This is a genomic window from Streptomyces sp. NBC_01635 (assembly GCF_045209715.1).
GTDB lineage: Bacteria > Actinomycetota > Actinomycetes > Streptomycetales > Streptomycetaceae > Streptomyces > Streptomyces hirsutus.
This window is the reverse complement of the sequence record NZ_CP109277.1, coordinates 2,398,055-2,424,629: the sequence shown is the minus strand read 5'-3', so window position 1 is coordinate 2,424,629 and position 26,575 is coordinate 2,398,055. Positions and strand designations below refer to the sequence as shown.

The window sequence follows — 26,575 nt, the reverse complement described above, 5'->3', positions numbered from 1 at the left end:
CCGTCAGTACCCCTGCGCCGCGCCCTGCGGTTCTTGGGCGGGCGCCCCGTTCTCCGGAGGACCGGAGGGGCCGGGGAGACCGGGGGGACGGGTGATGCCGGCGGCGCCGCCGGGGGAGTGGTGGCTCCTGTCGAGGACCGGTGCCGGGTCGGCCGGGGCGGTGCTGATCCGGGGCAGCGCGTAGGGATGCTGCTCGGCCAGCCAGCGGATCATCTGCTCGCGGACCTCGACCCGTACCGTCCAGATGTCGCCGGCGTCCTTGGCCGTCACCAGGGCCCGGACCTGGATGGTGCTGGGTGTGGTCTCCACGACGGTCAGGTTGTAGGCGCGGCCGTCCCAGGCCGGGCACTCGCGCAGGATGTCGCGGAGCCGGTCGCGCATGGCGTCCAGCGGGGCCCGGTGGTCGAGGTGCCAGATGACCGTCCCGGTCATCTGCGGGGAGTCGCGGGACCAGTTCTCGAACGGCTTGGACGTGAAGTACGACACCGGCATGGTGATCCGGCGCTCGTCCCAGGTGTTCACCGTGAGGAAGGTCAGGGTGATCTCCTCGACCGTGCCCCACTCGCCGTCCACCACGACCGTGTCGCCGATGCGCACCATGTCGCCGAAGGCGATCTGCAGCCCGGCGAACAGGTTGCTGAGCGTGGACTGGGCGGCGACACCGGCGACGATGCCGAGGATGCCCGCCGAGGCCAGCAGCGAGGCGCCGGCCGCGCGCATGGCGGGGAAGGTCAGCAGCATCGCGGCCACCGCCACCACGCCGACGATCGCCGAGACGACCCGCCGGATCAGCGTCACCTGGGTGCGCACCCGGCGGACCCTGGCCGGGTCGCGCTCGCGGTGCACGTTGGCGTACCGGGTGTACGAGGTCTCGACGACGGCCGCCGCGATCCGGATCACCAGCCAGGCGGCCGACCCGATCAGCACCAGCGTCAGCACCCGCTCGATGGATGCCCGGTGGCCCTCGAACAGCTTCGCCTCACTGAACGAACTTCTCAGCAGGGCCGCGCAGATGAGCAGCTGGTAGGGGATGCGGCCGCGCCGGAGCAGTTCCCACATGGGGGTCTCGGAGTGCCGGGCGTCGGCTTTGCGCAGCAGTCGGTCGGTGGCCCAGCCGAGCATCAGGGTGAGCACGACCGAGCCGCCGAACACGATCAGGGGGCGGAGCACGTCTTCCATGTCCTCGAACCTAACCGGCCTCGCGCGCAGTGAACATGTGACATCCGCGGCGCCGTGGGTACGGCCGGTGCCGAGGGCCGGAGCCGTGGCACGAGGCCGGCACGCCGGATCCGCAGGCCGCGTCGGTACGCGGGCCGGCACATCGGACCGGGGCACCGGCAGGCACCGGCCGTCGGACCCGGCTGGCACCATGGGCGTCATGAACATCATGCTGTTTCACTCGACCTACGGCCCGCGACCCGCGGTGTCCGCGGCCGCGGACCGGTTGCGCGGCGCCGGACACGAGGTGTGGACACCCGACCTCTTCGAGGGCCGTACGTTCGACACGGTCGAGGAGGGCATGGCCCACCAGGAGTCCATCGGCAGGGACGAGTTGCTGAGGAGGGCCGTGCTCGCCGCCGCGCCCTACTCGGAGCGGGGGCTGGTGTACGCCGGGTTTTCCTTCGGCGCCTCCGTCGCCCAGACGCTGGCCCTCGGCGACGGCCGGGCGCGCGGGCTGCTGCTCCTGCACGGCACGTCGGACATCGCGGCGAACGCGGCGGTGGACGGTCTGCCGGTACAGCTCCACGTCGCCGAGCCGGACCCGTTCGAGACGGACGACTGGCTGAGCGCCTGGTATCTGCAGATGGGCCGCGCCGGAGCCGACGTCGAGGTGTACCGGTACGCCGGGGCCGGCCACCTCTACACCGACCCCGGCCTGCCGGACCACGACGAGGAGGCCGCCGAGGCCACCTGGCGGGTGGCGCTCGGCTTCCTCGATTCGCTGGAGGACGACTGACGGAGAGAAGCGAAGGGCGCGCGCCGGACCGGCGTACCGGACCGCGCGGGTCAGACCGGGCGGTCGGCGCGCTCGACCCGCTGGGTGCCGCTGAGCGTCCGGTAGGAGCGCGCCCACGTGGACGTGGCGCCCGGATCGGTGCGGCTGGACACCACGTAGTAGTCCATCTGCGCCCGCTCGGAGGTGATGTCCAGCACGCCGTAGCCGTGGCGGTCGGTGTCGACCCAGTGGACGTGCCGGTTGGTGGCCTTGATCAGCGGGGAGGCGACCGCGGAGACGGTGCCCTCGGGAACCTTGACGATGTCGTCGAGGTTGTCCGAGGTGACCGAGGTCACGACGAACTCGGCGGCCGCCGAGCCGGAAGCCGGGTACGTGCCCGCGTTCACCGGCACGTCGTTGGCCCACGCCATGTGGATGTCGCCGGTGAGGAAGACCGTGTTGCGGATCGCGTTCGCCCGCAGATGGGCGAGGAGTTCCCGGCGGTCGTCGGTGTAGCCGTCCCACTGGTCGGTGTTGAGGGCGAGGCCCTCCTGCGGCAGGCCGAGCAGCTTGGCGATCGGCTTCAGCAGACTGGCCGGGAGCGAGCCGATCGCGAGCGGCGAGATCATCACCGAGGTGCCGACCAGCCGCCAGGTGGTGTCGGACGCCGCCAGCCCCGACTTCAGCCAGTCGAGTTGGGCGCGGCCGGTGAGCGTACGGTCGGGGTCGTCCACCTCGCCGTTGCCCGGGGAGACCTGCTGGGAGCGGAAGGAGCGCAGGTCCAGCAGCGAGAGGTCGGCGAGCCTGCCGAAACGCAGCCGGCGGTAGGTGGTGCCGGCCAGCGCGGGACGTACCGGCATCCACTCGAAGTAGGCCTGCTTGGCGGCGGACTGACGTGCGGCCCAGGTGCCTTCCTCGCCCTCGGTGTGGTTCCCGGCGCCGCCGGACCAGGTGTCGTCGGCGATCTCGTGGTCGTCCCAGATCGCGACGACCGGCGCCTTGGCGTGCAGCGCCTGGAGGTCGGGGTCGGTCTTGCACGTCGCGTGCCTGAGGCGGTAGTCGGCCAGGGTGACGGTCTCGTGGGCGGGCGCGTGCGCGCGGACGGTCCTGCCGCGCGTGCCGTATTCGCCGGTCCGGTACTCGTAGATGTAGTCGCCGAGATGCAGCCAGGCGTCGAGGTCGCCGCGGGCCGCGAGATGGCGGTACGACGAGAAGTGGCCGGCCTCCCAGTTGGAGCAGGAGACCACGCCGAAGCGCAGACCGGTCACGGCGGCGTCGGCGGCCGGGGCGGTGCGGGTGCGGCCGACGGGGGAGTCGGTGCCGCCGGCGGAGAAGCGGAACCAGTAGTCGGTGGCCGGCGCGAGGCCGCGGACATCGGCCTTGACGGTGTGGTCGGTGTCCGCGGTGACGCGGGTCGACCCCTTCGCGACGACGGCGGTGAACGCCTTGTCGCGGGCGATGGTCCAGCCGACCTCGGTGTCGGGGCCGAGTCCCGAGCCTGGTATCGCCTCCGGCGTCGGCGTCACGCGCGTCCACAGCAGGACGCCGTCCGGCAGCGGATCGCCGGAGGCCACCCCGTGCAGGAAGGCGGGGGCCACGGCGGTGGCGGCGCGGGCGGGCAGCGCGGCGGTGAGCGGTGCGGCGAGAATCGCGGTCGCGGCGGCTGCCTTGACGACCGAACGGCGGCGGGGGGAAAGGGAGTTGGCGTCCGCAGTGGCGGAGGCGGCGCTCTCGGACGATCTGTGTCGAGTGGTCACAGCCGACCAGGTTACTGATCGGTACATGCCAGAGCGGGCGAACTCGCAAAGTTCGCCCGCTCTTCAGCGTGTGGTCGGCCGACCGGGCCCGTCACGGGCTCGGGCCCTGCCTTCCTTGCTGCCGGCGCAGTGCTGGAGGGTGCCGTTGGCGCCGTTCTGGAAGCAAACCTCCAGAAGCACGCGGTTTCCCTCGGGGATACTGAAGTCCTGGGTGGCGCAACTGTTCCCGGAACCGTTGGTGTCCGAGATCCTCACCCGCTCGCTGGGGTTCGCCCCCGTGCAGATGAAGATCGCGGTTGCCCGCATTCCGTCGGCGCGGTTGTCGCAGACCGTCACCGTTTCACCGTCGGCCCGGAAGCCTGCCGTGCCGGAATGCCGAGGATCCGAGGTGTGGACGGAGACGTTGGTGCCGGCGCTCGCAGGGCTCGCCGTAAGGACAACGGCGGCACCTGCTGCAGCGATTGCATACATCGTGGCTTTGGCGCGTGACGTAGTGGCTCCCCTTCATGAACTGGTCACGTTCGCCGATGATCTTGTGAAGTCGGTCATCGGTTCACAAGGGTGGGCGGCGCGATACTCGGGCCGCCCACCCCCTGGGGCAGTGTCACGTCGCGCGGAGAGATCAGCCCTTGAGTGCCGCGTCGATCGCCGTCGTGTACTCCGCGGCGGTCATGGGGGCGCTCTGGCCGTTACTTCCGGTGACCTTCTTGCCGTCCATGATCAGGCTCGGAGTTCCCCCGAAGTCGTACTTCTTCCCGTCCTCGTCGAACTTGTCGCTCATGAGCAGCGCCCACTTGTCGTAGGTCCCGTCCCTTACGTCCTTCTGGAACGCCGTTTTGCCCTTCAGCGCGTCGACGCTGTTCGCCACCTTGATCAGGTATTCGTCATCCTTGAACTTGTCGTCCGTCTCCTCGGGGTAGTACTTCTCCGAGTAGAGGGCCGTCTTGTAGTCCAAGAATGCCTCGGGGCTCACGTTCAGAGCGGCACCCAGTGCGCTCAAGGCGTTTCGGGAGCCCTCGCCGGGGACGTTGTTGTCGATGAAGGTGGCGCCGACGTACTGAATCTTGTACTTACCGGCCTTCACGTCCTCGTGTATCGTCGCGCCGATCTGCTGCTCGAAGGCGGCGCAGGCCGGGCAGCGCGGGTCCTCGTACAGCTGCAGGGTCTTCTTCGCGTCGGCCTTGCCGATGACGACGGTGGTGCCGTTCTCGCCGCTGGAGTTGGCCGGCTTGACGAGCTTCGCGTCCGCCGCGGCCTCCCATGCGCTGGGCTTGTTGGCCTGCATGACCGCGTAGCCGATGCCGCCGGCTATCGCCAGGACACCGACGATCGTTCCGGCGACGACCAGCTGACGCTTGACCTTGGCCTTCTTGGCCTCGCGCTCGCGCTCGACGCGCAGACGCTCACGGGCCGCCGTCTTCGCCGCCTGGCTGTTCCGCTTGCTCATGGTGATGCTCTCCACGGGGGACGCGCACAGTGTGTGTGCGGGATGTGTAAGGGGGGACTGCGGGTGCTCGGACATGATGCCGACGCCGGAAGGACTGAGCCGTCTCAGACGAGGGCGGTGGAGCACGGCGGTCCACGCCGTCCCAGGAAGTGCACGAAGATCCGGTCCACGGCCGTGGTGGCCCGGTGGTCCGGGCGGGCCGGCAGGCGGACCTTCGGGGCGCGGCGCACGGTCACCGCGGCGACCGCCAGCAGCAGCGGCCGGACCGCTGTCGAAGCCGTCGCCGTCACCGCGCCCAGCAGCTGGGCCAGCGCCCGCTCGCCGCGGTGCAGCCAGGCGGCGGCGAACAGGCCGACGCCGATGTGCGCGCCGAGCAGCAGCCACGAGGTGGCCGGGTCGGCCTGGGCGAGCAGTCCCGCGAACCGGTCGCCGCCGTCGGCCGCGGTGCCGGTCACCCGCGTCAACGGGGTGCCCACGGCGTCGCCGCACAGCACGTCGAAGCCGACCGAGCGCAGCGGGCCCGTGATCGGGCCGCCCATCCGGCCGTAACAGACGTGCTGGCCGGTGGTGAAGACGGTGTCGGCGGCCAGCTCCAGCGGGACCAGCAGGGCGGCGATCCGCCCGAAGGAGCGCTGCCGGCCCGCGAGGGCGTACGCCAGGACGAACACGGCGACGGCGATCACCGCCACCGTGCTCAACGGCAGGGGAGCCCCGGACAGCACCACGTGCGACGCGGTGCTGAGGGTCACGACCACGGTCGTGAACAGCGCCGCGCGTACGGCTCTGAGCGGGGCTCCGGATATGTCCATGGTGGGGCCGAGTCTGTCATGCGCTCCGGTAAGGGATCCCTAAAGGGTTCCGGTTGGCAGGATTTCCCCGCCCGGAGGAGCTCCGGGCGGGGAAATCCCGGGCGGCGGGCAGGTCACAGTCCTGGGATCCTGCCGTTGCGGAACAGGTCCAGGAAGATCTGGTGGTCGCCGCGCGCACGGGCGCCGTAGCTGTGCGCGAAGTCGACCAGCAGGGGCTCGAGCCCCTCCTCGTCGGCGGCGATCGCCGCGTCGATGGCGCGCTCGGTGGAGAACGGCACCAGGGACTCGCCGGACGTGTCGTCCGCCGCCGCGTGCATCGTGGCCGTGGCCCGGCCGAGGTCGGCGACGACCTGGGCGATCTCCTCCGGCTCGTCGATGTCGCCCCAGTCCAGGTCCACCGCGTACGGCGAGACCTCCGCGACCAGCTGCCCCGTGCCGTCCAGCTCGGTCCAGCCCAGCCACGGGTCGGCGTGCGCCTGCAGGGCGCGCTGGGAGATCACCGTGCGGTGGCCCTCGTGCTGGAAGTAGTCCCGGATCGACGGGTCGGTGATGTGCCGGGAGACGGCCGGCGTCTGCGCCTGCTTGATGTAGATCACCACATCGTTCTCCAGGGCGTCGCTGTGCCCCTCCAGCAGGATGTTGTACGACGGCAGCCCGGCCGAGCCGATGCCCACGCCCCGGCGGCCCACGACGTCCTTCACGCGGTAGGAGTCCGGACGGGCCAGCGAGGCGTCCGGCAGCGTCTCCAGGTAGCCGTCGAAGGCGGCGAGGACCTTGTAGCGGGTGGCGGCGTCGAGCTCCACCGTGCCGCCGCCGGAGGCGAAGCGGCGCTCGAAGTCACGGATGACGGTCATCGAGTCCAGCAGCCCGAACCGGGTCAGCGAGCGGGCGTCGCGCAGCGCGTCGAGCAGCGGGCCCTGCGCGGTGTCCAGCGTGAACGGCGGCACCTCGTCGCTCTTCGCGCCGGTCGCCAGCGCGCGGATCCGCTCCCGGTACGCGGCCGTGTAGATCCGTACCAGCTCGGTGATCTGTTCGTCGCTGAGCGCCTTCGCGTAGCCGATCAGCGCCATGGAGGCGGCGAAGCGCTTGAGGTCCCAGGTGAAGGGGCCGACGTAGGCCTCGTCGAAGTCGTTGACGTTGAAGACCAGACGGCCGTTGGAGTCCATGTACGTGCCGAAGTTCTCCGCGTGCAGATCACCGTGGATCCACACCCGGGCCGTCCGGTCGTCCAGGTACGGTCCGCCGCGCTTCTCGGCGTCCAGATCACGGTAGAAGAGACACGCCGTGCCTCGGTAGAACGCGAACGCCGAGGCCGCCATCTTCCGGAACTTCACGCGGAAGGCGGCAGGGTCGGCGGCCAGGAGCTCGCCGAAGGCGGTGTCGAGAACGGCGAGAATCTCCTCGCCACGGTGCTCGTCGTTGAGCTGCGGGACCGACATCGCTGAGTGCCTCCTGGTACGGGATGTTCTGGGACGGCGGATCCGTCCCCCGTCCAACGTGTGACGCGTCACGGGAGTGCCCGCGACGCATGCCCGAAGGTACGTCCGGCGGAGCCCCGAGTGTCAGTGTCGGGGCATAGACTTCGAGGCTGTCCACCGGACTGCCGCCGAGCACCCACCCGTCGCCCGGCCACCGCCCCTCGACGAGGCGCTCCGCGCCACAGCCACCCTTCCCGTCCGACCCCCGCCACTGGAGGCCGAACCGTGTCGAAGACGCCGTTCACGCACCTGCACGTCCACACCCAGTACTCGCTGCTGGACGGTGCCGCGCGGCTGAAGGACATGTTCGACGCCTGCAACGAGATGGGCATGAGCCACATCGCCATGTCCGACCACGGAAACCTGCACGGCGCGTACGACTTCTTCCACAGCGCGCAGAAGGCCGGAGTCACCCCGATCATCGGGATCGAGGCGTATGTCGCGCCCGAGTCGCGGCGCACCAAGCGCAAGATCCAGTGGGGCCAGCCGCACCAGAAGCGGGACGACGTCTCCGGTTCGGGCGGTTACACCCACAAGACGATCTGGGCGGTCGACAGCACGGGTCTGCACAACCTCTTCAAGCTCTCCTCCGACGCGTACGCCGAGGGCTGGCTGCAGAAGTGGCCCCGGATGGACAAGGAGACCATCTCCAAGTGGTCCACCGGGCTGGTCGCCTCCACCGGCTGCCCCTCCGGCGAGGTCCAGACCCGGCTGCGCCTCGGCCACTTCGACGAGGCGCTCAAGGCGGCCGCCGACTACCAGGACATCTTCGGCAAGGACCGGTACTTCCTGGAGCTGATGGACCACGGCATCGAGATCGAGCGCCGGGTCCGTGACGGCCTCCTGGAGATCGGGAAGAAGCTCGGCATCCCGCCCCTGGTCACCAACGACTCGCACTACACGTACGCGCACGAGGCGACCGCGCACGACGCGCTGCTGTGCATCCAGACCGGCAAGAACCTCTCCGACCCCGACCGCTTCCGGTTCGACGGCACCGGCTACTACCTCAAGTCCACCGACGAGATGTACGCCGTCGACTCCTCCGACGCCTGGCAGCAGGGCTGCGCCAACACCAGGCTGATCGCCGACATGGTCGACACCACGGGCATGTTCGAGAAGCGCGACCTCATGCCCAAGTTCGACATCCCCGAGGGCTACACCGAGGTCACCTGGTTCCGCGAGGAGACCATGCGGGGCATGCACCGCCGCTTCCCGGGCGGCATCCCGGACGACCGCATGAAGCAGGTCGAGTACGAGATGGACACCATCATCTCGATGGGCTTCCCCGGGTACTTCCTCGTCGTCGCCGACTTCATCATGTGGGCCAAGAAGCAGGGCATCGCCGTCGGCCCCGGCCGCGGCTCCGCGGCCGGCTCGATCGTCGCCTACGCCATGGGGATCACCGACCTCGACCCGATCCCGCACGGCCTGATCTTCGAGCGGTTCCTCAACCCCGAGCGCGTCTCCATGCCCGACGTCGACATCGACTTCGACGAGCGCAGGCGCGTCGAGGTGATCCGGTACGTCACCGAGAAGTACGGCGCCGACAAGGTCGCCATGATCGGCACCTACGGCAAGATCAAGGCGAAGAACGCCATCAAGGACTCCGCGCGCGTCCTGGGCTACCCGTACGCCATGGGCGACCGGCTCACCAAGGCCATGCCCGCCGACGTCCTCGGCAAGGGCATCGACCTCGACGGCATCACCAACCCCTCGCACCCGCGCTACAACGAGGCCGGCGAGATCCGCGCGATGTACGAGAACGAGCCGGACGTGAAGAAGGTCATCGACACCGCCAAGGGCGTCGAGGGCCTCGTGCGGCAGATGGGCGTGCACGCGGCCGGCGTGATCATGTCCAGCGAGCCCATCGTCGACCACGCCCCGATCTGGGTGCGGCACACCGACGGCGTGACCATCACACAGTGGGACTACCCCCAGTGCGAGTCGCTCGGCCTGCTGAAGATGGACTTCCTGGGCCTGCGCAACCTCACGATCATGGACGACGCCATCAAGATGGTGAAGGCCAACAAGGGCATCGACCTGGAGATGCTCGCCCTCCCACTGGACGACCCCAAGACCTTCGAACTGCTCTGCCGCGGTGACACCCTCGGTGTCTTCCAGTTCGACGGCGGCCCGATGCGCTCGCTGCTCCGCCAGATGCAGCCCGACAACTTCGAGGACATCTCCGCCGTCTCGGCCCTCTACCGCCCGGGCCCGATGGGCATGAACTCGCACATCAACTACGCGGAGCGCAAGAACGGCCGCCAGGAGATCACACCGATCCACAAGGAGCTGGAGGAGCCGCTCCGGGAGGTGCTGTCGGTCACCTACGGCCTGATCGTCTACCAGGAGCAGGTGCAGAAGGCCGCCCAGATCATCGCGGGCTACTCGCTCGGCGAGGCCGACATCCTGCGCCGCGTGATGGGCAAGAAGAAGCCCGACGAACTGGCGAAGAACTTCGTCCTCTTCCAGGAGGGCGCCCGCAGGAACGGCTACAGCGACGAGGCGATCCAGGCCCTGTGGGACGTGCTGGTCCCGTTCGCCGGCTACGCGTTCAACAAGGCCCACTCCGCCGCGTACGGACTGGTGTCGTACTGGACCGGGTACCTCAAGGCGAACTACCCGGCCGAGTACATGGCCGCGCTGCTCACCTCGGTCAAGGACGACAAGGACAAGTCGGCCGTCTACCTCAACGAGTGCCGCCGCATGGGCATCAAGGTGCTCCCGCCGAACGTCAACGAGTCCGAGTCGAACTTCGCCGCGCAGGGCGACGACGTGATCCTCTTCGGCCTGTCCGCGGTCCGCAACGTCGGCACCAACGTCGTCGAGTCGATCATCAAGAGCCGCAAGGCCAAGGGGAAGTACGCCTCCTTCCCGGACTACCTCGACAAGGTCGAGGCGGTCGTCTGCAACAAGCGGACCACCGAGTCGCTGATCAAGGCGGGCGCCTTCGACTCCATGGGGCACACCCGCAAGGGCCTCACCGCCCAGTACGAGCCGATGATCGACAACGTGGTCGCGGTCAAGCGCAAGGAGGCCGAGGGACAGTTCGACCTCTTCGGCGGCATGGGCGAGGAGGAGACCAGCGAGCCCGGCTTCGGCCTCGACGTCACCTTCACCGACGACGAGTGGGACAAGACCTACCTGCTCGCGCAGGAGCGGGAGATGCTCGGGCTGTACGTCTCCGACCACCCGCTGTTCGGGCTGGAGCACGTCCTGTCCGACAAGGCCGACGCGGGCATCTCCCAACTCACCGGCGGCGACTTCGGCGACGGCGCGGTGGTCACCATCGGCGGCATCATCTCCGGCCTCCAGCGCAAGATGACCAAGCAGGGCAACGCCTGGGCGATCGCCACCGTGGAGGACCTCGCCGGGTCCATCGAGTGCATGTTCTTCCCCGCGACCTACCAGCTCGTCTCGACCCAACTCGTCGAGGACGCCGTGGTCTTCGTCAAGGGCCGGCTCGACAAGCGCGAGGACGTGCCGCGGCTGGTCGCCATGGAGCTCCAGGTGCCCGACCTGTCCAACGCGGGCACCAACGCGCCCGTCGTGCTCACCATCCCGGCGACCAGGGTCACCCCGCCGATGGTCAGCCGCCTCGGCGAGATCCTCGGCCACCACAAGGGCGACAGCGAGGTCCGCATCAGGCTCCAGGGGCCGACGAAGACGACGGTGCTGCGCCTGGACCGGCACCGGGTGAAGCCGGACCCCGCCCTGTTCGGCGACCTCAAGGTCCTCCTCGGCCCGTCCTGCCTGGCGGGCTAGCCGACCGGGCGGACCACACGACCGGCCAGGCCGACGGGACCGACGGCCAAGAGGGGTGCCCCCGGTGACGGGGGCACCCCTCTGCATAGGCCGTGTGCGGGGCTCAAGGGCCCACCGCACGGGCGTCAGTTGTGGCCGAAGCGCTTCTCCCTGCCCTTGCGGGCGACATCTCCGGGAGTGATCTGCGGTCCGTGCTGCTCGGTCTGCGGCTCCGCGGAGGGATGCTGCGCCGGCTGCGGGGCGCGTGCGGTCTGCGGCTGCTTCCGTTCACGGTTCTTGTTCTTGGCCATGGTGATGCCTCCTGTGGGGGATCTAGGGGCCAGGGCCGGGACCAGAATCACATGGCGGAAGGGCCACCGCATGTCGGACAATTACCGTGTGTGACAGGGTGGGTCGACGAAGGAAGTGTGGAAACGCCACGCCGAAGATCGAGTTCGGGCCGTTAACCCCGGCGTGGTCGGGCAGACTCGAAGCAAGCCCGAAGCAAACCTCCCGGAAAGAGGGTGGATCGCGTGGACCGCTGCATCGTCCTGGTGGACGCCGGGTATCTGCTGGGGGCCGCCGCCAGTCTCCTCGCCGGGGAGCCCTCGCGGTCCCGGATCACCGTCGATCACACCGCCCTCATCCAAGGGCTGCGCGACCGGGCCGAGTCCGACACGGGCCGGCCCCTGCTGCGCATCTACTGGTTCGACGGCGCCCCCGACCGGGTGCCGCAGCCCGAGCACCGCCGGCTGCGGGTCATGCCCAGGGTCACCGTCCGGCTGGGCGCCCTCACCCGCAGCGACGGCCGCTGGGCGCAGAAGGGCGTCGACGCCGCCATGCACGCCGAGTTGACCGAGCTGGCCCGCAACCGCGCCTGTTCCGACATCGTCCTGGTCACCGGCGACGGCGACCTGCTGCCCGGCATGATGGCGGCCAAGGAGCACGGTGTCGCCGTCCACCTGTGGGCCGTCCAGGCCGCCGACGGCGACTACAACCAGTCCGAGGACTTGGTGGCCGAGGCCGACGAACGCCGGGTGCTGGACCGTGCCTGGATCACCGGGGCGGTGCGGGCCAAGGAGGACTACTCCGGGGTGTGCGCGCCGCCCCCCGCCGCCCGTCCAGAGATCGCCGCGATCCTCTCCGCCCCGCTGCCGGAGTCCGCGCCCGCCCAGGGGGAGGAGCCGGCCGCCCAGGAGCCGCCGCACCCGGCCGTCGCCGGACACAACGGCACCGGCGAGCGGGCACCCGCCGCCAAGGGCGTCCCCACTCCCAAGGACCTGGCGGCCCTGCGCGGCCCGGGAGCCCCGCACCCCCACCCGCCGCAGTCCGCCACCCTGCGCTGGTCCTCCGACAAGGGCTGGGTCGACCGGCCCGTCGCCGAGCCTCCCGAGGCCGCCTCGATGCCGACGCTCGCCCAGCTGACCACGGCGGAGCAGCGGTGGGCCGACCGTGAGGAGGACATCACCACGGTCGGCGGGGACCCCTTCGAGGTGGGGCAGGTCTTCGCCCGCCGCTGGCTGGAGCGGCTGGGGGAGCAGAGCAGTGTCCAGAAGCTGTCCGGCATGTACCCCCGCATCCCGCACCGCGTCGACGGCGAGCTGCTGCGCTACGCCGCCCGCTTCGGCCTGCTCGCCCACAAGGACGACCAGATCGACGAACGCGACCGGTACGCCATCCGTGCGGGCTTCTGGCGCGAGCTGGACGTACGCACGGGGACGGACCGTGCCCCGGTCGGGGACTGATCCGGGCACCCGGGCCGGGCGCCGACCCCGCGGTGGCGTCCCCGTGCGGCCCCGTGCCGGGGCGGACCGGTGCCGTGCGGCCGACTCGTCGTTCCCCCGGGGATTCCGGGGTGGTCGGCCGACCCGGAAGTGGATCGGGGGCGCGGACCCCGTAGTCTCGTTTCTTGTGAGTACGCGCGCGGTACAGGCATTCCGGCACGACAGTGACATCGTGTGCGTGGTGCGCGGGCTGACCAAGACCTATCCGGCGGCCCGTGGACGCCGCGGAGTGCCGGCGACCCCCGAGGTCCGGGCCACCGACGACGTCACGCTCGACGTCCGGCGCGGTGAGATCTTCGGACTGCTCGGGCCGAACGGCGCCGGCAAGTCCACCCTCGTACGCCAGCTCACCGGACTGATGCGGCCCGACCGCGGCAGCGTCCGGATCCTCGGCCACGACATCGTGCGCCACCCCGAGCGGGCCGCGCGGATCCTCGCCTACCTCGGGCAGGAGTCCACCGCCCTCGACGAGCTGACCGTGTCGCTCGCCGTCGAGACCACCGCGCGGCTGCGCGGCCTCGACGCGAAGCGGGCGTGCGCGGAGCGGGACGACGTCCTCGACGAACTCGGGCTCACCCCGATCGCCGCGCGCCCCCTGAAGAAGCTGTCCGGCGGCCAGCGCCGGCTGGCCTGCTTCGCCGCCTCGCTGGTCGGCGAGCGGCCCCTGCTGGTGCTCGACGAACCCACCGTCGGCATGGACCCGATCGCGCGGCGCGCCGTGTGGTCCGCCGTCGACCGGCGCCGGGCCGAGCAGGGCGCCACCGTGCTGCTGGTCACCCACAACGTCATCGAGGCCGAGACCGTGCTCGACCGGGTCGCCGTGCTCGACCGGGGCCGGGTGATCGCCTGCGACAGCCCGTCCGGGCTGAAGGAGCAGGTCGCGGGCGAGGTCCGGGTCGACCTGGTGTGGCGCGAGACGGCCCCCCTGCACGTGCCGGAGGTCGCCGCGCTCCAGGACCGCGCCGCCGAGTCCGGCCGCCGCTGGACGCTGCGGCTCGGGCCGGAGGAGGCCCGCGCCGTCGTCGCCACCGTCACCGGCGGCGCCGCCTTCGCCGCCCTGGACGACTTCACGCTCACCACGCCCACTCTGGAGGACGTGTACCTGGCGCTGGGCGGTGCCGTGCGGCAGGGGCTGGTGAAGGCATGAACGGCGGACCCCTGAGTGCACCGGCCGCCGTATCCGTACGGAACGGCGCCGTATCCGTACAGAACAGAACAGGACGACTGCCGGAGTGGATCCGGGCGAACCTCCGAGCGAAGGGGAGCAGCGCGACGTGAGTGTCGTACCCGCCGATGTCCTGCCGGGCGCCGTCCTGGCCGCGGAGGAGAGCGCGCCGGAACCCGCCGTGCTCGGCCCCCGGGCGCGGCTGTGGCCGTCGCTGGCGGCCGTGTACCGGGCGCAGCTCTCCCGGGCGCGGGTGGCGCGGATCCCCCTGCTGTTCGTGGCGACCTTCCAGTCCGTCGGGATCATGATCCTGATGCGCGGGGTCGTGGACGGCGGCTCGGAGGCGCGGGCGGTGGTGGCCGGATCGGCCGTCCTGGTCGTTGCCTTCGTCGCACTCAACCTGCTCGCGCAGTACTTCGGACAGCTGCGGGCCAGCGGCGGACTCGACCACTACGCGACGCTGCCGGTGCCGCCGGCCGCGGTGGTGCTGGGCACGGCCGGCGCCTACGCCTCGTTCACCGTCCCGGGGACCGTGGTGACGGCGGCCTTCGGATGCGTGCTGTTCGGGCTGCCGCTGACGCACCTGTGGGTGCTGGCCGCCGTGATCCCGCTGTCGGGCGCCGCGCTCGCCGGGCTGGGAGCCGCCCTGGGGCTGCTCGCGCCGCGGCCCGAGTTCGCCACGCTGCTCGGCCAGCTCGGCATGTCGGCGGCGCTGCTGCTGGGTGTGCTGCCGGCGGAGCGGATGCCGGAGGCGGTACGCGTCGTCCGGGACCTGCTGCCGTCGACGTACGGCGTCGAGGCCCTCGCGCGGACCTTCGCGCCGCGTCCCGACTGGGCGCTGGTCCTCGGCGACCTCGCCGTGTGCGGGGTGGTCGGCGTGCTCTCGCTGGCCGTGGCGGCCTGGGCGTACCGCAGGGCCGCCGTCCGCTGATCCGTACGGTGTCCCGTCGGTGACCTGTCCGTGTCACGCCGCACAGCCGGGCCTGGCACGATGTCAGGGTGAGCGCACCTCTGACACCACCACCGCCTCCGCATGAACACTCCCCGCAGGGCGGGTGGCAGTCACCGTCCGCCGGGCAGGTGGCCGCCGCCTCCGCCGACGGGTCCGCCTCGGCCGACGGGTCCGCCTCGGCCGACGGGTCCGCCCCGGACGCCGCGGCCGGGCCTGCCCGGCACGGTGACCGGGCAGGCTACGGCTGGTACGAACAGGACGGCCCCGGGATGAAGACGGAACTGCGTGAGGCCGCGGTGACCGCGGTGGCGGTGGCGCTCGGCGGGGTGCTGCTCGGGGTGCTGTGGTGGTGGCTGGCGCCGCGGGTCCCGCTGGTGGGCGACGTCACGGGCGACAGCTGGGTCGTCTACCTCAAGGACACCGAGGGTGAGCAGGCCATCGGCGTGGACGGGACGTTCGTACTGCTCGCGCTGGCGTTCGGCGCGGTGAGCGCGCTCGCCGTGTTCCTCGTGCGGAGGCGCGGGAGTGTGCCGCTGGTGGTGGCGCTCGGGGTCGGCGGGCTGCTCGGATCGTTGCTGGCGTGGCGGCTCGGGGTGTGGCTCGGGCCCGCGCAGGACGTCATCGCCCAGGCGAGGGACGTCGGCAAGGGGGTGACGTTCGACGCGCCGCTGAAGCTGAGCGCCAAAGGGGCACTGCTGGCCTGGCCGTTCGCCGGGCTGGTCGTCCACCTGGGCCTGACCGCGCTGTTCGGCCCCCGCGACCCCGACCCCTACCCGCCGGCCGACCCGTACGTCCCGCAGCCGCCGCACGGCGGATTTCCGAAGCCGTAGGGCCTGCCCGGCGGGCAGACCCCACGGCCCCGGCCCGGTCGGGGTGTCAGGCCGGGCGCCTGCCATGGTTCGCGCGGCCTTTCCTGGTACGCCACTTGCGTTTGCGTGTTCTCTTCGACATGCCTCTTCTGATTAACCGAAAAGGCGGAGTCCGTCCAGGGTCTGTCCGGCGGGTCGGGCCGGAGGTGACCGACGGTATCCGTCCGGCCGGAGCGAGCGGGGCCCTGGGGGTCCCTCCCTGTTCGAGCGGAGCCGAGAACTTGGGGGAGCGTGCGGCCGCACGGCGGAGGAAGGAGCCGACGCGATGGGGGTCCCCCCTGCTCATGGGGGTGCCCCCGCTCGAGCGAAGCCGAGAGTGGGGGAGGAGTCGAGAGCGGGGGAGTCGGCGAGTGACGACAACGCGGCGGATGCGCGTGCCGGCCCGCGTCTCCGGCACGATCCGCCGGACGGACCCCAGGGTTCAGGCACGCCCGATCGGGGCGAGCACCGCCGAGGTCAGTTCGGCCAGGTCGGCGGGAGAGAGCTCGACCTCCAGACCGCGGCGGCCGGCCGAGACGCAGACCGTCTCGTGCCGGCCGGCCGAGTCGTCCAGCACCGTACGCAGCCGCTTGCGCTGGCCGAGGGGAGAGATGCCGCCCCGGACGTAGCCCGTGGTGCGTTCCGCCAGGGCGGGGTCGGCCATCGCGGCCCGTTTGCCGCCGACCGCCGCCGCCAGGCCCTTCAGGTCCAGCTGCCCCGCCACCGGGACCACCGCCACCGTCAGCGCGCCGTCGACGTCCGCCACCAGCGTCTTGAAGACCCGGTCGGGGGAGACACCCATCGCCTCGGCCGCCTCCTCGCCGTAGGACGGGTGGGCGGGGTCGTGGTCGTAGGAGTGGACCGTGAACGGCACCCCGGCCGCGGTGAGTGTCACCGTCGCGGGCGTACCGCCCGACTGCTGCTGTTTCTTCGGTTTCTTCGCCATCCCGGCCCTGCTCCCGTCCCTGTGCCCGGTCCCGGTCCCGTCCCGCTCCGGGAAGTCGTACGGTCGTACGTCAGTTGAGGTGCGTCGGCCCGCGGGTCAGTTCCGCCGCCGGCAGCGACGGCAGATTGCGGATGATGGCCGTCTCCGTGCGAAGGAGTTTCAGCTCGTCGCGGAGCCGGGACGCGGTGTCCGGCGCCTGGAGCAGACGCTGCTTCGTCGGCGTGTCGAGCATCATTGCGGCGGCGACCAGATAGGACACGACCCCCGGCTCGTCCGGCAGTTCCGCGCCGGTCGCCAGCGACCGCTCCCGCGCCCCCGCCAGCCGCTTCTGGTACTGGCGGAACGCCCGCAGCACCCCCTCGGCGAGCGCCCCCGCCTCCTCGCCGGGAGCCTCGAGCACCGGCTCCAGCTCGGCCGTCAGGAACGGCCCGGAGGCGTCGACCGACAGCAGCCGCGCCCGCGTCGTCCCCGTCGCCAGCACCTCGAAGGTGCCGTCGGCCCGCTCCCGGATCGTCGCCGCGTCGGCCACACAGCCCACCTTGTGGAAGGACCGGAGCGGATCGGTGCCGAAGCCCGCCGCGGGCCCCAGCTCGGGTACGGCCGTCGGGTCCGGGATGCCGGGGGCGCTCGGGGCGACCTCGTGGCCGTCGCGGATCGTCACGACGGCGAACCGGCGCGGCTCGTCCTCCGGTGTCTTCAGAAGCTCGCGCATCATGGCGCGATAGCGCTCCTCGAAGATGTTCAGCGGAAGCACGAGCCCGGGGAACAGCACCGAGTTCAGGGGAAAGAGCGGGAGCCGGGCGGTGGTCACGACGCAAAAGCCTAATGGTCGCCGGACCGGGCCCGGCGGCCCCGTTCACTCCGTGGATGCCGGGAGGCCGCGGCGGGACCGGCGGCCGCCTCCTCGTGCAGGCCCCGGCGCACCTCCAGGAACCGGCCGAGGGGGTCCTCCGCCTCCCGGTCCCAGGGCGTGGAGGTGGCGTACGGGCCGGTGAGCCGCAGCTGCTCCAGGGCCTCCGGCCGGCGCTCCAGACGCAGCAGGACGTACGCCAGAAGGTTGCGCAGGCCGGCCGGCCGGGGGTGGGCCGCCGGAAGCCGGGCGGACAGGGCCAGAGCGCGGTCGGCCGCCGCGTCGAGCCGCTCGCGCGGCACCTCGGCGCCGCCCCCGTCGGTGAGGTAACCGAAGGCCGCCCGCAGCGGCAGGGCCTGCGTGAGCGAGCCGTCCGGCGCGTCCTGCGCGGCCTGGTCGGCGAAGTCGAAGCACTCGAGGTGCGCGCCGTGCCAGGAGGACGACAGGTAGCGCAGGGCCGCCACGTGGCAGCCGTAGTGGTGCGGGGCGCGGCGGACCGCGGCCTCCCACAGCTCCTGGAAGTACCGGTGCCCGGCCCGGGCGCCGCGGGCGTGGTCCAGGGCGAGCCGCCACGGCACCGGGTCGCGGTGATCGGCCCGCGCGGCGGCCGTGATCGACGGGCTCACCTCGCGCAGCAGTTCGGCACGGGCCGGTGAGTCCCAGGCGCGGTGCACCGCCCGCTGGGCGTCCACGAGCAGCCCGTCGGGGCTGTGCGGGTCGTGGACGCGCCAGGTGTCCAGCCACTCGGGGCGCGAACGGGCGAAGACGGCCAGCTGCCGCACATACCGGTCGCGGTGCTCCCACGACCCGCGATGCCGGGTGGCGGCGAGCAGGCCGGCGGCGGGCGCCGGGTCGCCGGCCGCGGCCCCGACCAGGACCGGACCGAGGACCTCGTCGGGGGCGTCGAGCAGCACCTCGGCGTCCGCGGGCAGCACGAGGACGCCGGGCCGGGCGGCGCCCGGCTTCTCTCGCACCCGGGACGCACGGGTGAACGTGTGCAGCAGAGCCATGGTGTCGACCATTGAAAGACCGCAGGTCACAGCGGCGCCAGACCCTTCACGGAAGTCGCGGAAGGTTGTACGCCGTTCGTTCAAGGCCGGGTAAAAAGGAGGCGAGCCCTCCGGGGCCGCAAAGACACCCGTCGTCGCTGGTCGGACGCTGGGCGGAGGACGGTCAGGGGCCGGGGCGGGCCGGTCAGCCGCGGCGCAGGGTCCGGGTCGCGCCCGCCGCCACCGTCGTGGCGAGAATCCAGCCGAGCAGGATGAAGGCGGCCGCGAGCCACTGCCAGCCGCCGCGCAGGTGCCAGAACCCCACCTGGCCCAGGTCGATCACCGGCAGCAGCAGGTCCAGGGCGAAGAGGGACGGGTCCCACGCCGGATGCTCGCCGCTCTTGACCGGCGGATGGTACGCGTGCGCGAACGCCAGCGAACCGCCCGCCCACAGCACCGCCATCCACACCGCGGCCCGCCCCGGCCGGTAGCCGTAGGCGACCGTCCAGTCCTGCGCGTAGCCCCACAGCTTGGCCGCCAGGGGCAGGCCCTCGCGGCGCCGGCGCTGCTTGGCGAGCAGCACCTCGCGGGCGTCCTCCTCCTCGCCGCCCGCCCGCAGCACGGCGGCCAGCCGCTCGTACGGCTCCGGGGTGTACTCGGCGCTCGCCGCGGCCACCCACTCCAGCCGCTCCGCCAGCGGGAACGGCCCGCGCGGCACGAGGTTCTCGTAGGCGAAGCCGCCCATGTGCAGCCGGCCCGGCCCCGGCCAGCTGTCCGCCCGGTCCATCAGGTTGACCACCCGCGCCCCGGACAGCGCCACCCGCCCGCGGGCCGGCCGCTCCCCGAGGAAGCGAAGCTCCGGCGTCTGCACCCGGCGCAGCGACAGCTCCTGGTCGTCGGTCAGGGTGAACCGGGCCCGCTCGAAGTCGACCGCGTCGCCGAACCGCCCGTCGTCCAGCCTTATCCCGCCCTGGCAGTCGAACCGCTGGATCCGTGTCCCGCGCGCCGGTGTCATCCCGCTCCGCGCCTGGGTGCCGACCCCGGCGGGCGTCAGGTACAGCGACCGCTCGACGGTCAGCTGCGGCGCGTTCAACGCAAGCCGGGCGGACGGGTTGACCAGCCGGGCCCCGCGCAGATTCACCGAGACGCCTATCGTCGCGCTGCGTAAGCTCAGCTCACCGTGCGACTCCAGGAGCTCGGCCTGGAGGTCCTGGCCGATCGTCATGCCGTCCGCGGCTATCGACCGGCCGCTGCGGTCGCGGTGCACGACCGCCTGGTTGAGCATCAGGTCCGTACCGATCCGGGCGTCGGTCAGCCGTATGCCCCTCAGGAACCGGCAGCGCGGCAGATGCAGATCGCCCTCGGTCTGCAGCCGGGCCGCCTCCAGCCGCGGCACCGAGCAGTCCACCAGCCGCACCGTCGTGAAGCGGGCCTCCGGCAGCAGCACGTCCCCCTCGAAACGGCAGTCGCGCATCTCCACGTACGGCATCACCGTGCCGCCCGCGAGGTCCAGCGCGCCGCTGATCAGCACCCCGACCAGCTTCAGCGAGGAGACCCGGCCGGCCAGTGCGGGCGGGCCGTCCAGCAGGAGCCAGCACACGACCCGCGCCCGGACGGTCCGCTCGGGCCCCCACGGATGCCCTCCGTGCGGATCGTCGACGGCGGAGTCCCCGCTGCTCAGGTCGTACACACTGCCGTTGCGGAAGGCCTGCCACATGCCGGCCTCCGGCGCCGTCAGGTCGGCCGGCACCTCGCCGGGGCGTCGTCCCTCCCCCTCGGTCACGGTCCTCCCTCCTTCCCCAGGTACTCGTGGGTTCGTCACTTCGTACAACTCGTACGCGTACAACGGTTCATGCCCACCGGGTGACGCCTCGAACACAGAAAGTAAGGAGGATCTTCCGGGTGCGCACAATGGGTTACCGGGAGGGCCGCGTATCAGCCATTGGAACGCCCGCACGGCGTCGGGGGCGGGTCTGAGAGAATTGAGCACGTGATCTCCCGAATCGATCTGCGCGGCGACACCCTCCCCGAGGGCCCCGCCCTGCGCGACCTGCTGCCCCGAGCCGACTTCGACGTCGCGGCCGCCCTTGAGAGGGTGCGGCCCATCTGCGAGGACGTGCACCATCGGGGCGACGCGGCGCTGATCGACTTCGCCGAACGGTTCGACGGCGTGCGTCTGGAATCCGTCCGGGTCCCGGCGCGGGCGCTCGCCGACGCGCTGGAGGAACTGGACCCGGCCGTGCGCGCGGCTCTGGAGGAGTCCATCCGACGCGCCCGGCTCGTGCACCGCGCCCAGCGCCGCGAGACCCACGTCACCCAGGTCGTCCCCGGCGGCACCGTCACCGAGAAGTGGGTGCCGGTCGACCGCGTGGGCCTGTACGCGCCCGGCGGACGGTCCGTGTACCCGTCCTCCGTGATCATGAACGTGGTCCCGGCCCAGGAGGCGGGCGTCGAGTCGATCGCCCTCGCCTCCCCGGCACAGAAGGAGTTCGGCGGACTGCCGCACCCGACGATCCTCGCCGCGTGCGCCCTGCTCGGAGTCGACGAGGTGTACGCCGCGGGCGGCGCCACCGCCGTCGCCATGTTCGCGTACGGCACGGAGTCCTGCCCGCCCGCCCCCATGGTCACCGGCCCCGGCAACATCTGGGTCGCCGCCGCCAAGCGCTACTTCACCGGCCGCATCGGCATCGACGCCGAGGCGGGACCGACCGAGATCGCGATCCTCGCCGACGACACGGCCGACCCGGTCCACGTCGCCTCCGACCTGATCAGCCAGGCCGAGCACGACCCGCTGGCCGCCGCCGTCCTGGTCACCGACTCCGTCACTCTCGCGGACGCCGTGGAGAAGGAGCTGGCCCCCCAGGTCGCCGCCTCCCGGCACGTCGAGGACCGGATCGCCCCCGCGCTCGCCGGCCGACAGTCCGCGATCGTCCTGGTCGACGGCATCGAGGAGGGCCTGCGCGTGGTCGACGCCTACGGCGCCGAGCACCTGGAGATCCAGACCGCCGGCGCCGCCGCGCTCGCCGGCCGGGTACGCAACGCCGGCGCGATCTTCGTCGGCCCCTGGTCCCCGGTCTCCCTGGGCGACTACGCGGCCGGCTCCAACCACGTCCTGCCCACCGGCGGCTGCGCCTGCCACTCCTCGGGCCTGTCCGTCCAGTCCTTCCTGCGCGGCATCCACATCGTCGACTACACCGAGGACGCGCTGGCCGACGTCGCGCACCACGTGGTCACGCTCGCCGAGGCGGAGGACCTGCCCGCGCACGGCGCGGCGATCAAGGCCCGGTTCGGCTGGAAGGTACCCGAGAGCAAGTGAACGCCATCAACGCCACCGACCCCGTGAACGTCACCATCGACGACCTCCCCGTACGCGACGAGCTGCGCGGCCAGTCCCCCTACGGCGCGCCCCAGCTGGACGTCCCGGTACGGCTGAACACCAACGAGAACCCCTACCCGCTGCCCGAACCGCTGGTCGAGCGGATCGCCGAGCGGGTCCGCCAGGCCGCCCGCCACCTCAACCGCTACCCCGACCGGGACGCGGTCGAGCTGCGCACCCGGCTGGCCGAGTACCTGACGAAGAGCGGCGGCCACCCCGTCGGCCCCGAGAACGTCTGGGCCGCCAACGGCTCCAACGAGGTCATCCAGCAACTGCTGCAGACCTTCGGCGGGCCCGGCCGCACGGCCATCGGCTTCGAACCCTCGTACTCGATGCACGGACTCATCGCGCGCGGCACCGGCACCGGCTGGGTCTCCGGCCCCCGGGGCGAGGACTTCACCATCGGCCTGCCCGCCGCCGAGAAGGCGATCGCCGAGCACCGCCCGGACGTCGTCTTCGTCACCACTCCCAACAACCCCACCGGCACCGCGGTCCCCGCCGAGACCGTTATCGCCCTGTACGAGGCCGCACAGGCGGCCGGGCCGTCGATGGTGGTCGTGGACGAGGCGTACGTCGAGTTCAGCCACGACGACTCCCTGCTGCCGCTGATCGAGGGCCGCCCGAACCTCGTCGTCTCCCGCACCATGTCGAAGGCGTTCGGCGCGGCGGGACTGCGCCTGGGCTACCTCGCCGCGCACCCGGCCGTGGTGGACGCCGTGCAGCTCGTCCGCCTGCCCTACCACCTGTCCGCCGTCACCCAGGCGACCGCGCTGGCCGCCCTGGAACACACGGATACGCTGCTGAAGTACGTCGAGCAGCTGAAGGGGGAGCGGGACCGGCTGGTCACCGCACTGCGTACCCTCGGCTACGACGTCACCGAGTCCGACGCGAACTTCGTCCAGTTCGGCACGTTCGCGGACTCCCACGTGGTCTGGCAGAAGATCCTCGACCGGGGCGTCCTGGTGCGGGACAACGGCGTACCGGGATGGCTGCGGGTCACCGCGGGCACCCCGGCCGAGAACGACGCGTTCCTCGACGCGGTCGGTGAACTGGTCAGCTACGTGGGGGCCACCCCCACACCCCCGAAGGAGCAGAGCGCATGAGCCGCGTAGGACGCGTCCAGCGGACGACGAAGGAGACGTCGGTCCTCGTCGAGATCGACCTCGACGGCACCGGCAAGACGGAGATCTCCACCGGGGTCGGCTTCTACGACCACATGCTCGACCAGATCGGCCGGCACGGTCTGTTCGACCTGACCGTGAAGACCGAGGGCGACCTGCACATCGACTCGCACCACACCATCGAGGACACCGCCCTCGCCCTCGGCGCCGCCTTCAAGCAGGCCCTCGGCGACAAGGTGGGCATCTACCGCTTCGGCAACTGCACGGTCCCGCTGGACGAGTCCCTCGCCCAGGTCACCGTCGACCTGTCCGGCCGCCCCTACCTCGTGCACACCGAGCCCGAGAAGATGGCGCCGATGATCGGCGAGTACGACACCACGATGACCCGGCACATCCTGGAGTCCTTCGTCGCCCAGGCCCAGGTCGCGCTGCACGTGCACGTGCCGTACGGGCGCAACGCGCACCACATCGTCGAGTGCCAGTTCAAGGCGCTGGCCCGGGCCCTGCGGTATGCGTCCGAGCGCGACCCCCGTGCGGCGGGCATCCTGCCCTCCACGAAGGGCGCCCTGTAGATGAACGGTCTGTCCACCGCGCTGATCGTCGTCGGTCTGTTCCTCGTCGGCGGCGTCGTCTCGTTCAGCAAGCAGAAGCTGCCCAAGGGGGTGATCGCGGTGCTCGGCATCGGCGCCGCGATGTGCCTGGCCGCGGGCATCCTCCGGCTGGAGGTGTGACCGTGAGCGCCACCAAACGGGTCGTGGTCTTCGACTACGGCTTCGGCAACGTCCGCTCCGCCGAGCGCGCCCTCGCGCGCGCCGGCGCCGAGGTGGAGATAACCCGCGACTTCGACACCGCCATGAACGCCGACGGGCTGCTGGTCCCCGGCGTCGGCGCCTTCGCCGCCTGCATGAAGGGCCTCAAGGAGGCGCGCGGCGACTGGATCATCGACCGCCGGCTGTCCGGCGGCCGGCCCGTCATGGGCATCTGCGTCGGCATGCAGATCCTGTTCGCCCACGGCATCGAGCACGGCGTCGAGACCGAGGGCATGGACGAATGGCCCGGCTCGGTCGAGCCGCTGCAGGCCGACATCGTGCCCCACATGGGCTGGAACACCGTGGACGCGGCGACCGGGTCCGAACTCTTCGCCGGCCTGGACGCGGACGCCCGCTTCTACTTCGTGCACTCCTACGCCGTCCACGACTGGTCCCTCCAGGTGGACAACCCGGTGATGCGGGCACCCAAGGTCACCTGGTCCACCCACGGCAAACCGTTCGTCGCCGCCGTGGAGAACGGCGCCCTGTGGGCGACGCAGTTCCACCCCGAGAAGTCCGGCGACGCCGGAGCCCAGCTCCTCACCAACTGGATCGGAACCCTGTAGCGACATGGCCAAGCTCGAACTCCTCCCCGCCGTCGACGTCCGCGACGGCCAGGCCGTCCGCCTCGTGCACGGCGAGTCCGGCACCGAGACCTCCTACGGCTCCCCGCTGGAGGCCGCGCTCGCCTGGCAGCGCTCGGGCGCCGAGTGGCTGCACCTGGTGGACCTGGACGCCGCGTTCGGCACCGGCGACAACCGCGCGCTGATCGCCGAGGTCGCAGGTGCCATGGACATCAAGGTGGAGCTGTCCGGCGGCATCCGTGACAACGACACGCTCGCCGCGGCCCTGGCCACCGGCTGCACGCGCGTCAACCTCGGCACCGCCGCCCTGGAGACCCCCGAATGGGTCGCCGAGGTCATCGCCGAGCACGGCGACAAGATCGCCGTCGGCCTCGACGTACGCGGCACCACCCTGCGCGGCCGCGGCTGGACCCGCGACGGCGGCGACCTCTACGAGACGCTGGGGCGTCTCGACAAGGAGGGCTGCGCGCGGTACGTCGTCACCGACATCGCCAAGGACGGCACCCTCCAGGGCCCCAACCTGGAACTGCTGAAGAACGTCTGCGCCGTCACCGACCGCCCCGTGGTCGCCTCCGGCGGCGTGTCCTCGCTCGACGACCTGCGGGCCATCGCCGAGCTCGTCCCGCTCGGCGTCGAGGGCTCCATCGTCGGGAAGGCCCTGTACGCGAAGGCGTTCACCCTGGAAGAGGCCCTGGAGGCTGTGTCCCGATGACATCCGAAGCCGTACGGCGCGTGCGGGGCGACAGCCCCTGGGAGGAGTCCTTCGGGTCCGCACGCGCCGTGGCGGCGGGCGACCGGGTCCTGGTGGCCGGCACGACCGCGTTCAAGGGCGACGTCCTGTACGGGGAGGGCGACCCGTACGAACAGGCCAGGGCCGCTTTCGGCAGCGCCCTGGAGGCGATCGCCGAGTTCGGGCTCGGCGTCGACTCCGTGATCCGCACGCGCGTGTACCTCGCGCACTCGCGGGACATCGACGCGGCCGGCCGCGCCCACCGGGAGCTGTTCGAGGCGGTGCGCCCGGTCACGACTCTCCTGGTGGTGGAGGGCTTCATGGACTCGCGCGTGCTGGTGGCGGTGGAGGTCGAGGCGTTCGACGCCACCGGGCCGGCCCGCCGGCCCGGAGACCGCCGCCGGACACCGGGACCGGTCAGCGGGCACCGAGATCAATCAGCGGACACCGAACAGACACTAGAGGAGCACGATTCATGACCCTGGCGGTCCGAGTCATCCCCTGCCTGGACGTGGACAACGGCCGGGTCGTCAAGGGCGTCAACTTCCAGAACCTGCGGGACGCGGGCGACCCCGTCGAGATGGCCAAGGTGTACGACGCCGAAGGCGCCGACGAGCTGACGTTCCTGGACATCACCGCCTCGTCGGGCAACCGCGAGACGACCTACGACGTGGTGCGCCGCACCGCCGAACAGGTGTTCATCCCGCTGACCGTGGGAGGCGGCGTCCGCACCACCGAGGACGTGGACAAGCTGCTGCGGGCGGGCGCCGACAAGGTCGGCGTCAACACCGCCGCGATCGCCCGCCCGGACCTCATCCGGGAGATCGCCGAGCGCTTCGGCCGCCAGGTCCTCGTCCTGTCGGTCGACGCCCGCCGCACCGGGTCCGGCGACTCCTTCGAGGTCACCACGCACGGCGGCCGCCGGGGCACCGGCATCGACGCCGTCGAGTGGGCCCACCGGGCCGCAGAGCTGGGCGCGGGCGAGATCCTGCTCAACTCCATGGACGCGGACGGCACCAAGGACGGCTACGACCTCGACATGATCGCCGCCGTCCGCAAGCACGTCACCGTCCCGGTGATCGCCTCGGGCGGTGCGGGCCGGCTCGCCGACTTCCCGCCCGCGGTCGCCGCGGGCGCCGACGCGGTCCTCGCCGCCTCGGTCTTCCACTTCGGCGACCTGCGCATCGGCCAGGTCAAGCAGACCCTGCGGGAAGCGGGCCACCCGGTACGGTGAGGCCGCCGCGCGCCGC

At 71.7% G+C, this 26,575-nt stretch carries 25 protein-coding genes; 14 read left to right on the top strand and 11 right to left on the bottom strand.

Annotation, left to right across the window (positions count from 1 at the left end; genetic code table 11):
- Positions 1-3: 3 nt before the first annotated feature.
- Positions 4-1,179 carry a mechanosensitive ion channel domain-containing protein gene (locus OHB56_RS11490; protein ID WP_326752169.1) on the bottom strand — a complete coding sequence of 392 codons (1,176 nt, stop codon included), beginning with the start codon at positions 1,177-1,179 and terminating at the stop codon, positions 4-6.
- A 199-nt stretch (positions 1,180-1,378) separates the two neighbouring features.
- Between OHB56_RS11490 and OHB56_RS11485 the strand changes: the two genes are divergently transcribed.
- A complete protein-coding gene (locus tag OHB56_RS11485; RefSeq protein ID WP_326752168.1) occupies positions 1,379-1,957 on the top strand; it encodes a dienelactone hydrolase family protein in 579 nt (192 codons plus the stop codon).
- Between the two features lie 50 nt (positions 1,958-2,007).
- Here OHB56_RS11485 and OHB56_RS11480 read toward each other — a convergent pair whose 3' ends face one another.
- From OHB56_RS11480 to OHB56_RS11460, 5 genes are all read right to left on the bottom strand, one after another.
- Positions 2,008-3,693 (bottom strand): alkaline phosphatase D family protein, encoded by a 1,686-nt coding sequence (locus OHB56_RS11480; RefSeq protein ID WP_406353032.1) that lies wholly within the window; start codon positions 3,691-3,693, stop codon positions 2,008-2,010.
- 63 nt (positions 3,694-3,756) lie between these two features.
- Positions 3,757-4,029, bottom strand: a complete 273-nt coding sequence (locus OHB56_RS11475) for a hypothetical protein (RefSeq protein ID WP_406353031.1) — start codon at positions 4,027-4,029, stop codon at positions 3,757-3,759.
- A gap of 286 nt (positions 4,030-4,315) precedes the next feature.
- Positions 4,316-5,140: a thioredoxin domain-containing protein gene (locus tag OHB56_RS11470; RefSeq protein WP_326752166.1), complete on the bottom strand. Its 825-nt coding sequence runs from the start codon at positions 5,138-5,140 to the stop codon at positions 4,316-4,318.
- A gap of 104 nt (positions 5,141-5,244) precedes the next feature.
- The gene (locus OHB56_RS11465) at positions 5,245-5,949 is read right to left on the bottom strand and encodes a hypothetical protein (protein WP_406353029.1); all 705 of its coding nucleotides are present in this window, start codon (positions 5,947-5,949) and stop codon (positions 5,245-5,247) included.
- Positions 5,950-6,062: 113 nt separating this feature from the next.
- Positions 6,063-7,388, bottom strand: coding sequence for a DUF2252 domain-containing protein (locus OHB56_RS11460; protein ID WP_406353027.1), 1,326 nt, complete (start codon positions 7,386-7,388; stop codon positions 6,063-6,065).
- 264 nt (positions 7,389-7,652) lie between these two features.
- Here OHB56_RS11460 and dnaE point away from each other — a divergent pair, with 264 nt between their 5' ends.
- Positions 7,653-11,192, top strand: coding sequence for a DNA polymerase III subunit alpha (gene dnaE / locus OHB56_RS11455; RefSeq protein ID WP_406353025.1), 3,540 nt, complete (start codon positions 7,653-7,655; stop codon positions 11,190-11,192).
- A 125-nt stretch (positions 11,193-11,317) separates the two neighbouring features.
- Here dnaE and OHB56_RS11450 read toward each other — a convergent pair whose 3' ends face one another.
- Entirely contained in the window at positions 11,318-11,482 is a 165-nt protein-coding gene (locus tag OHB56_RS11450; protein ID WP_326752162.1) for a hypothetical protein, read from the bottom strand.
- A 222-nt stretch (positions 11,483-11,704) separates the two neighbouring features.
- Between OHB56_RS11450 and OHB56_RS11445 the strand changes: the two genes are divergently transcribed.
- The 4 genes from OHB56_RS11445 to OHB56_RS11430 all read left to right on the top strand — a co-directional run bounded on the left by OHB56_RS11445 (position 11,705) and on the right by OHB56_RS11430 (position 15,902).
- The gene (locus tag OHB56_RS11445) at positions 11,705-12,916 is read left to right on the top strand and encodes an NYN domain-containing protein (protein ID WP_406353023.1); all 1,212 of its coding nucleotides are present in this window, start codon (positions 11,705-11,707) and stop codon (positions 12,914-12,916) included.
- A 211-nt stretch (positions 12,917-13,127) separates the two neighbouring features.
- The gene (locus tag OHB56_RS11440) at positions 13,128-14,102 is read left to right on the top strand and encodes an ABC transporter ATP-binding protein (RefSeq protein ID WP_326756963.1); all 975 of its coding nucleotides are present in this window, start codon (positions 13,128-13,130) and stop codon (positions 14,100-14,102) included.
- Between the two features lie 127 nt (positions 14,103-14,229).
- On the top strand, positions 14,230-15,051 hold the full coding sequence (locus OHB56_RS11435; RefSeq protein WP_326752160.1) for an ABC transporter permease: 822 nt from the start codon (positions 14,230-14,232) through the stop codon (positions 15,049-15,051).
- 68 nt (positions 15,052-15,119) lie between these two features.
- The gene (locus OHB56_RS11430; RefSeq protein WP_406353020.1) at positions 15,120-15,902 is read left to right on the top strand and encodes an AAA family ATPase; all 783 of its coding nucleotides are present in this window, start codon (positions 15,120-15,122) and stop codon (positions 15,900-15,902) included.
- Between the two features lie 460 nt (positions 15,903-16,362).
- Here the strand turns inward: OHB56_RS11430 and ybaK are convergent, their stop codons facing one another.
- The 4 genes from ybaK to OHB56_RS11410 all read right to left on the bottom strand — a co-directional run bounded on the left by ybaK (position 16,363) and on the right by OHB56_RS11410 (position 20,488).
- Positions 16,363-16,866 (bottom strand): Cys-tRNA(Pro) deacylase, encoded by a 504-nt coding sequence (ybaK, locus tag OHB56_RS11425; protein WP_406353018.1) that lies wholly within the window; start codon positions 16,864-16,866, stop codon positions 16,363-16,365.
- Positions 16,867-16,936: 70 nt separating this feature from the next.
- Positions 16,937-17,677 carry an LON peptidase substrate-binding domain-containing protein gene (locus OHB56_RS11420; RefSeq protein ID WP_326752157.1) on the bottom strand — a complete coding sequence of 247 codons (741 nt, stop codon included), beginning with the start codon at positions 17,675-17,677 and terminating at the stop codon, positions 16,937-16,939.
- An 11-nt stretch (positions 17,678-17,688) separates the two neighbouring features.
- Positions 17,689-18,738, bottom strand: coding sequence for a hypothetical protein (locus OHB56_RS11415; protein ID WP_406353017.1), 1,050 nt, complete (start codon positions 18,736-18,738; stop codon positions 17,689-17,691).
- 172 nt (positions 18,739-18,910) lie between these two features.
- Positions 18,911-20,488 carry an oxidoreductase gene (locus OHB56_RS11410; protein WP_326752155.1) on the bottom strand — a complete coding sequence of 526 codons (1,578 nt, stop codon included), beginning with the start codon at positions 20,486-20,488 and terminating at the stop codon, positions 18,911-18,913.
- Positions 20,489-20,695: 207 nt separating this feature from the next.
- On the opposite strand from OHB56_RS11410, the gene hisD reads away from it, so the two are divergent.
- The 8 genes from hisD to hisF are packed head-to-tail and all read left to right on the top strand — an operon-like array spanning position 20,696 to position 26,559.
- Complete coding sequence (hisD, locus tag OHB56_RS11405) at positions 20,696-22,021, top strand: histidinol dehydrogenase (RefSeq protein ID WP_326752154.1); 1,326 nt, start codon at positions 20,696-20,698, stop codon at positions 22,019-22,021.
- A 23-nt stretch (positions 22,022-22,044) separates the two neighbouring features.
- Entirely contained in the window at positions 22,045-23,184 is a 1,140-nt protein-coding gene (locus OHB56_RS11400) for a histidinol-phosphate transaminase (protein ID WP_326756962.1), read from the top strand.
- The gene (hisB, locus tag OHB56_RS11395; RefSeq protein WP_055571490.1) at positions 23,181-23,774 is read left to right on the top strand and encodes an imidazoleglycerol-phosphate dehydratase HisB; all 594 of its coding nucleotides are present in this window, start codon (positions 23,181-23,183) and stop codon (positions 23,772-23,774) included. Before OHB56_RS11400 ends, hisB begins: the two co-directional genes overlap by 4 nt.
- Complete coding sequence (locus OHB56_RS11390) at positions 23,775-23,933, top strand: hypothetical protein (RefSeq protein ID WP_279336570.1); 159 nt, start codon at positions 23,775-23,777, stop codon at positions 23,931-23,933.
- A gap of 2 nt (positions 23,934-23,935) precedes the next feature.
- Positions 23,936-24,577, top strand: a complete 642-nt coding sequence (hisH, locus tag OHB56_RS11385; protein ID WP_406353014.1) for an imidazole glycerol phosphate synthase subunit HisH — start codon at positions 23,936-23,938, stop codon at positions 24,575-24,577.
- A 4-nt stretch (positions 24,578-24,581) separates the two neighbouring features.
- Positions 24,582-25,307 carry a bifunctional 1-(5-phosphoribosyl)-5-((5-phosphoribosylamino)methylideneamino)imidazole-4-carboxamide isomerase/phosphoribosylanthranilate isomerase PriA gene (priA, locus tag OHB56_RS11380; RefSeq protein WP_055597882.1) on the top strand — a complete coding sequence of 242 codons (726 nt, stop codon included), beginning with the start codon at positions 24,582-24,584 and terminating at the stop codon, positions 25,305-25,307.
- On the top strand, positions 25,304-25,804 hold the full coding sequence (locus OHB56_RS11375; protein WP_406353012.1) for a Rid family hydrolase: 501 nt from the start codon (positions 25,304-25,306) through the stop codon (positions 25,802-25,804). Before priA ends, OHB56_RS11375 begins: the two co-directional genes overlap by 4 nt.
- Entirely contained in the window at positions 25,801-26,559 is a 759-nt protein-coding gene (gene hisF / locus OHB56_RS11370) for an imidazole glycerol phosphate synthase subunit HisF (protein WP_055627705.1), read from the top strand. Before OHB56_RS11375 ends, hisF begins: the two co-directional genes overlap by 4 nt.
- Positions 26,560-26,575 lie beyond the last annotated feature (16 nt).

Excerpts from the sequence above, each read along its gene's own strand:
- priA (WP_055597882.1), top strand. The coding sequence starts at position 24,582 with ATGGCCAAGCTCGAACTCCTCCCCGCCGTCGACGTCCGCGACGGCCAG.
- OHB56_RS11390 (WP_279336570.1), top strand. The coding sequence starts at position 23,775 with ATGAACGGTCTGTCCACCGCGCTGATCGTCGTCGGTCTGTTCCTCGTC.
- hisF (WP_055627705.1), top strand. The coding sequence starts at position 25,801 with ATGACCCTGGCGGTCCGAGTCATCCCCTGCCTGGACGTGGACAACGGC.
- OHB56_RS11460 (WP_406353027.1), bottom strand. The coding sequence starts at position 7,388 with ATGTCGGTCCCGCAGCTCAACGACGAGCACCGTGGCGAGGAGATTCTC.
- ybaK (WP_406353018.1), bottom strand. The coding sequence starts at position 16,866 with ATGGCGAAGAAACCGAAGAAACAGCAGCAGTCGGGCGGTACGCCCGCG.
- OHB56_RS11415 (WP_406353017.1), bottom strand. The coding sequence starts at position 18,738 with ATGGTCGACACCATGGCTCTGCTGCACACGTTCACCCGTGCGTCCCGG.
- hisB (WP_055571490.1), top strand. The coding sequence starts at position 23,181 with ATGAGCCGCGTAGGACGCGTCCAGCGGACGACGAAGGAGACGTCGGTC.
- OHB56_RS11375 (WP_406353012.1), top strand. The coding sequence starts at position 25,304 with ATGACATCCGAAGCCGTACGGCGCGTGCGGGGCGACAGCCCCTGGGAG.
- OHB56_RS11465 (WP_406353029.1), bottom strand. The coding sequence starts at position 5,949 with ATGGACATATCCGGAGCCCCGCTCAGAGCCGTACGCGCGGCGCTGTTC.
- OHB56_RS11485 (WP_326752168.1), top strand. The coding sequence starts at position 1,379 with ATGAACATCATGCTGTTTCACTCGACCTACGGCCCGCGACCCGCGGTG.
- OHB56_RS11490 (WP_326752169.1), bottom strand. The coding sequence starts at position 1,179 with ATGGAAGACGTGCTCCGCCCCCTGATCGTGTTCGGCGGCTCGGTCGTG.
- OHB56_RS11450 (WP_326752162.1), bottom strand. The coding sequence starts at position 11,482 with ATGGCCAAGAACAAGAACCGTGAACGGAAGCAGCCGCAGACCGCACGC.
- OHB56_RS11470 (WP_326752166.1), bottom strand. The coding sequence starts at position 5,140 with ATGAGCAAGCGGAACAGCCAGGCGGCGAAGACGGCGGCCCGTGAGCGT.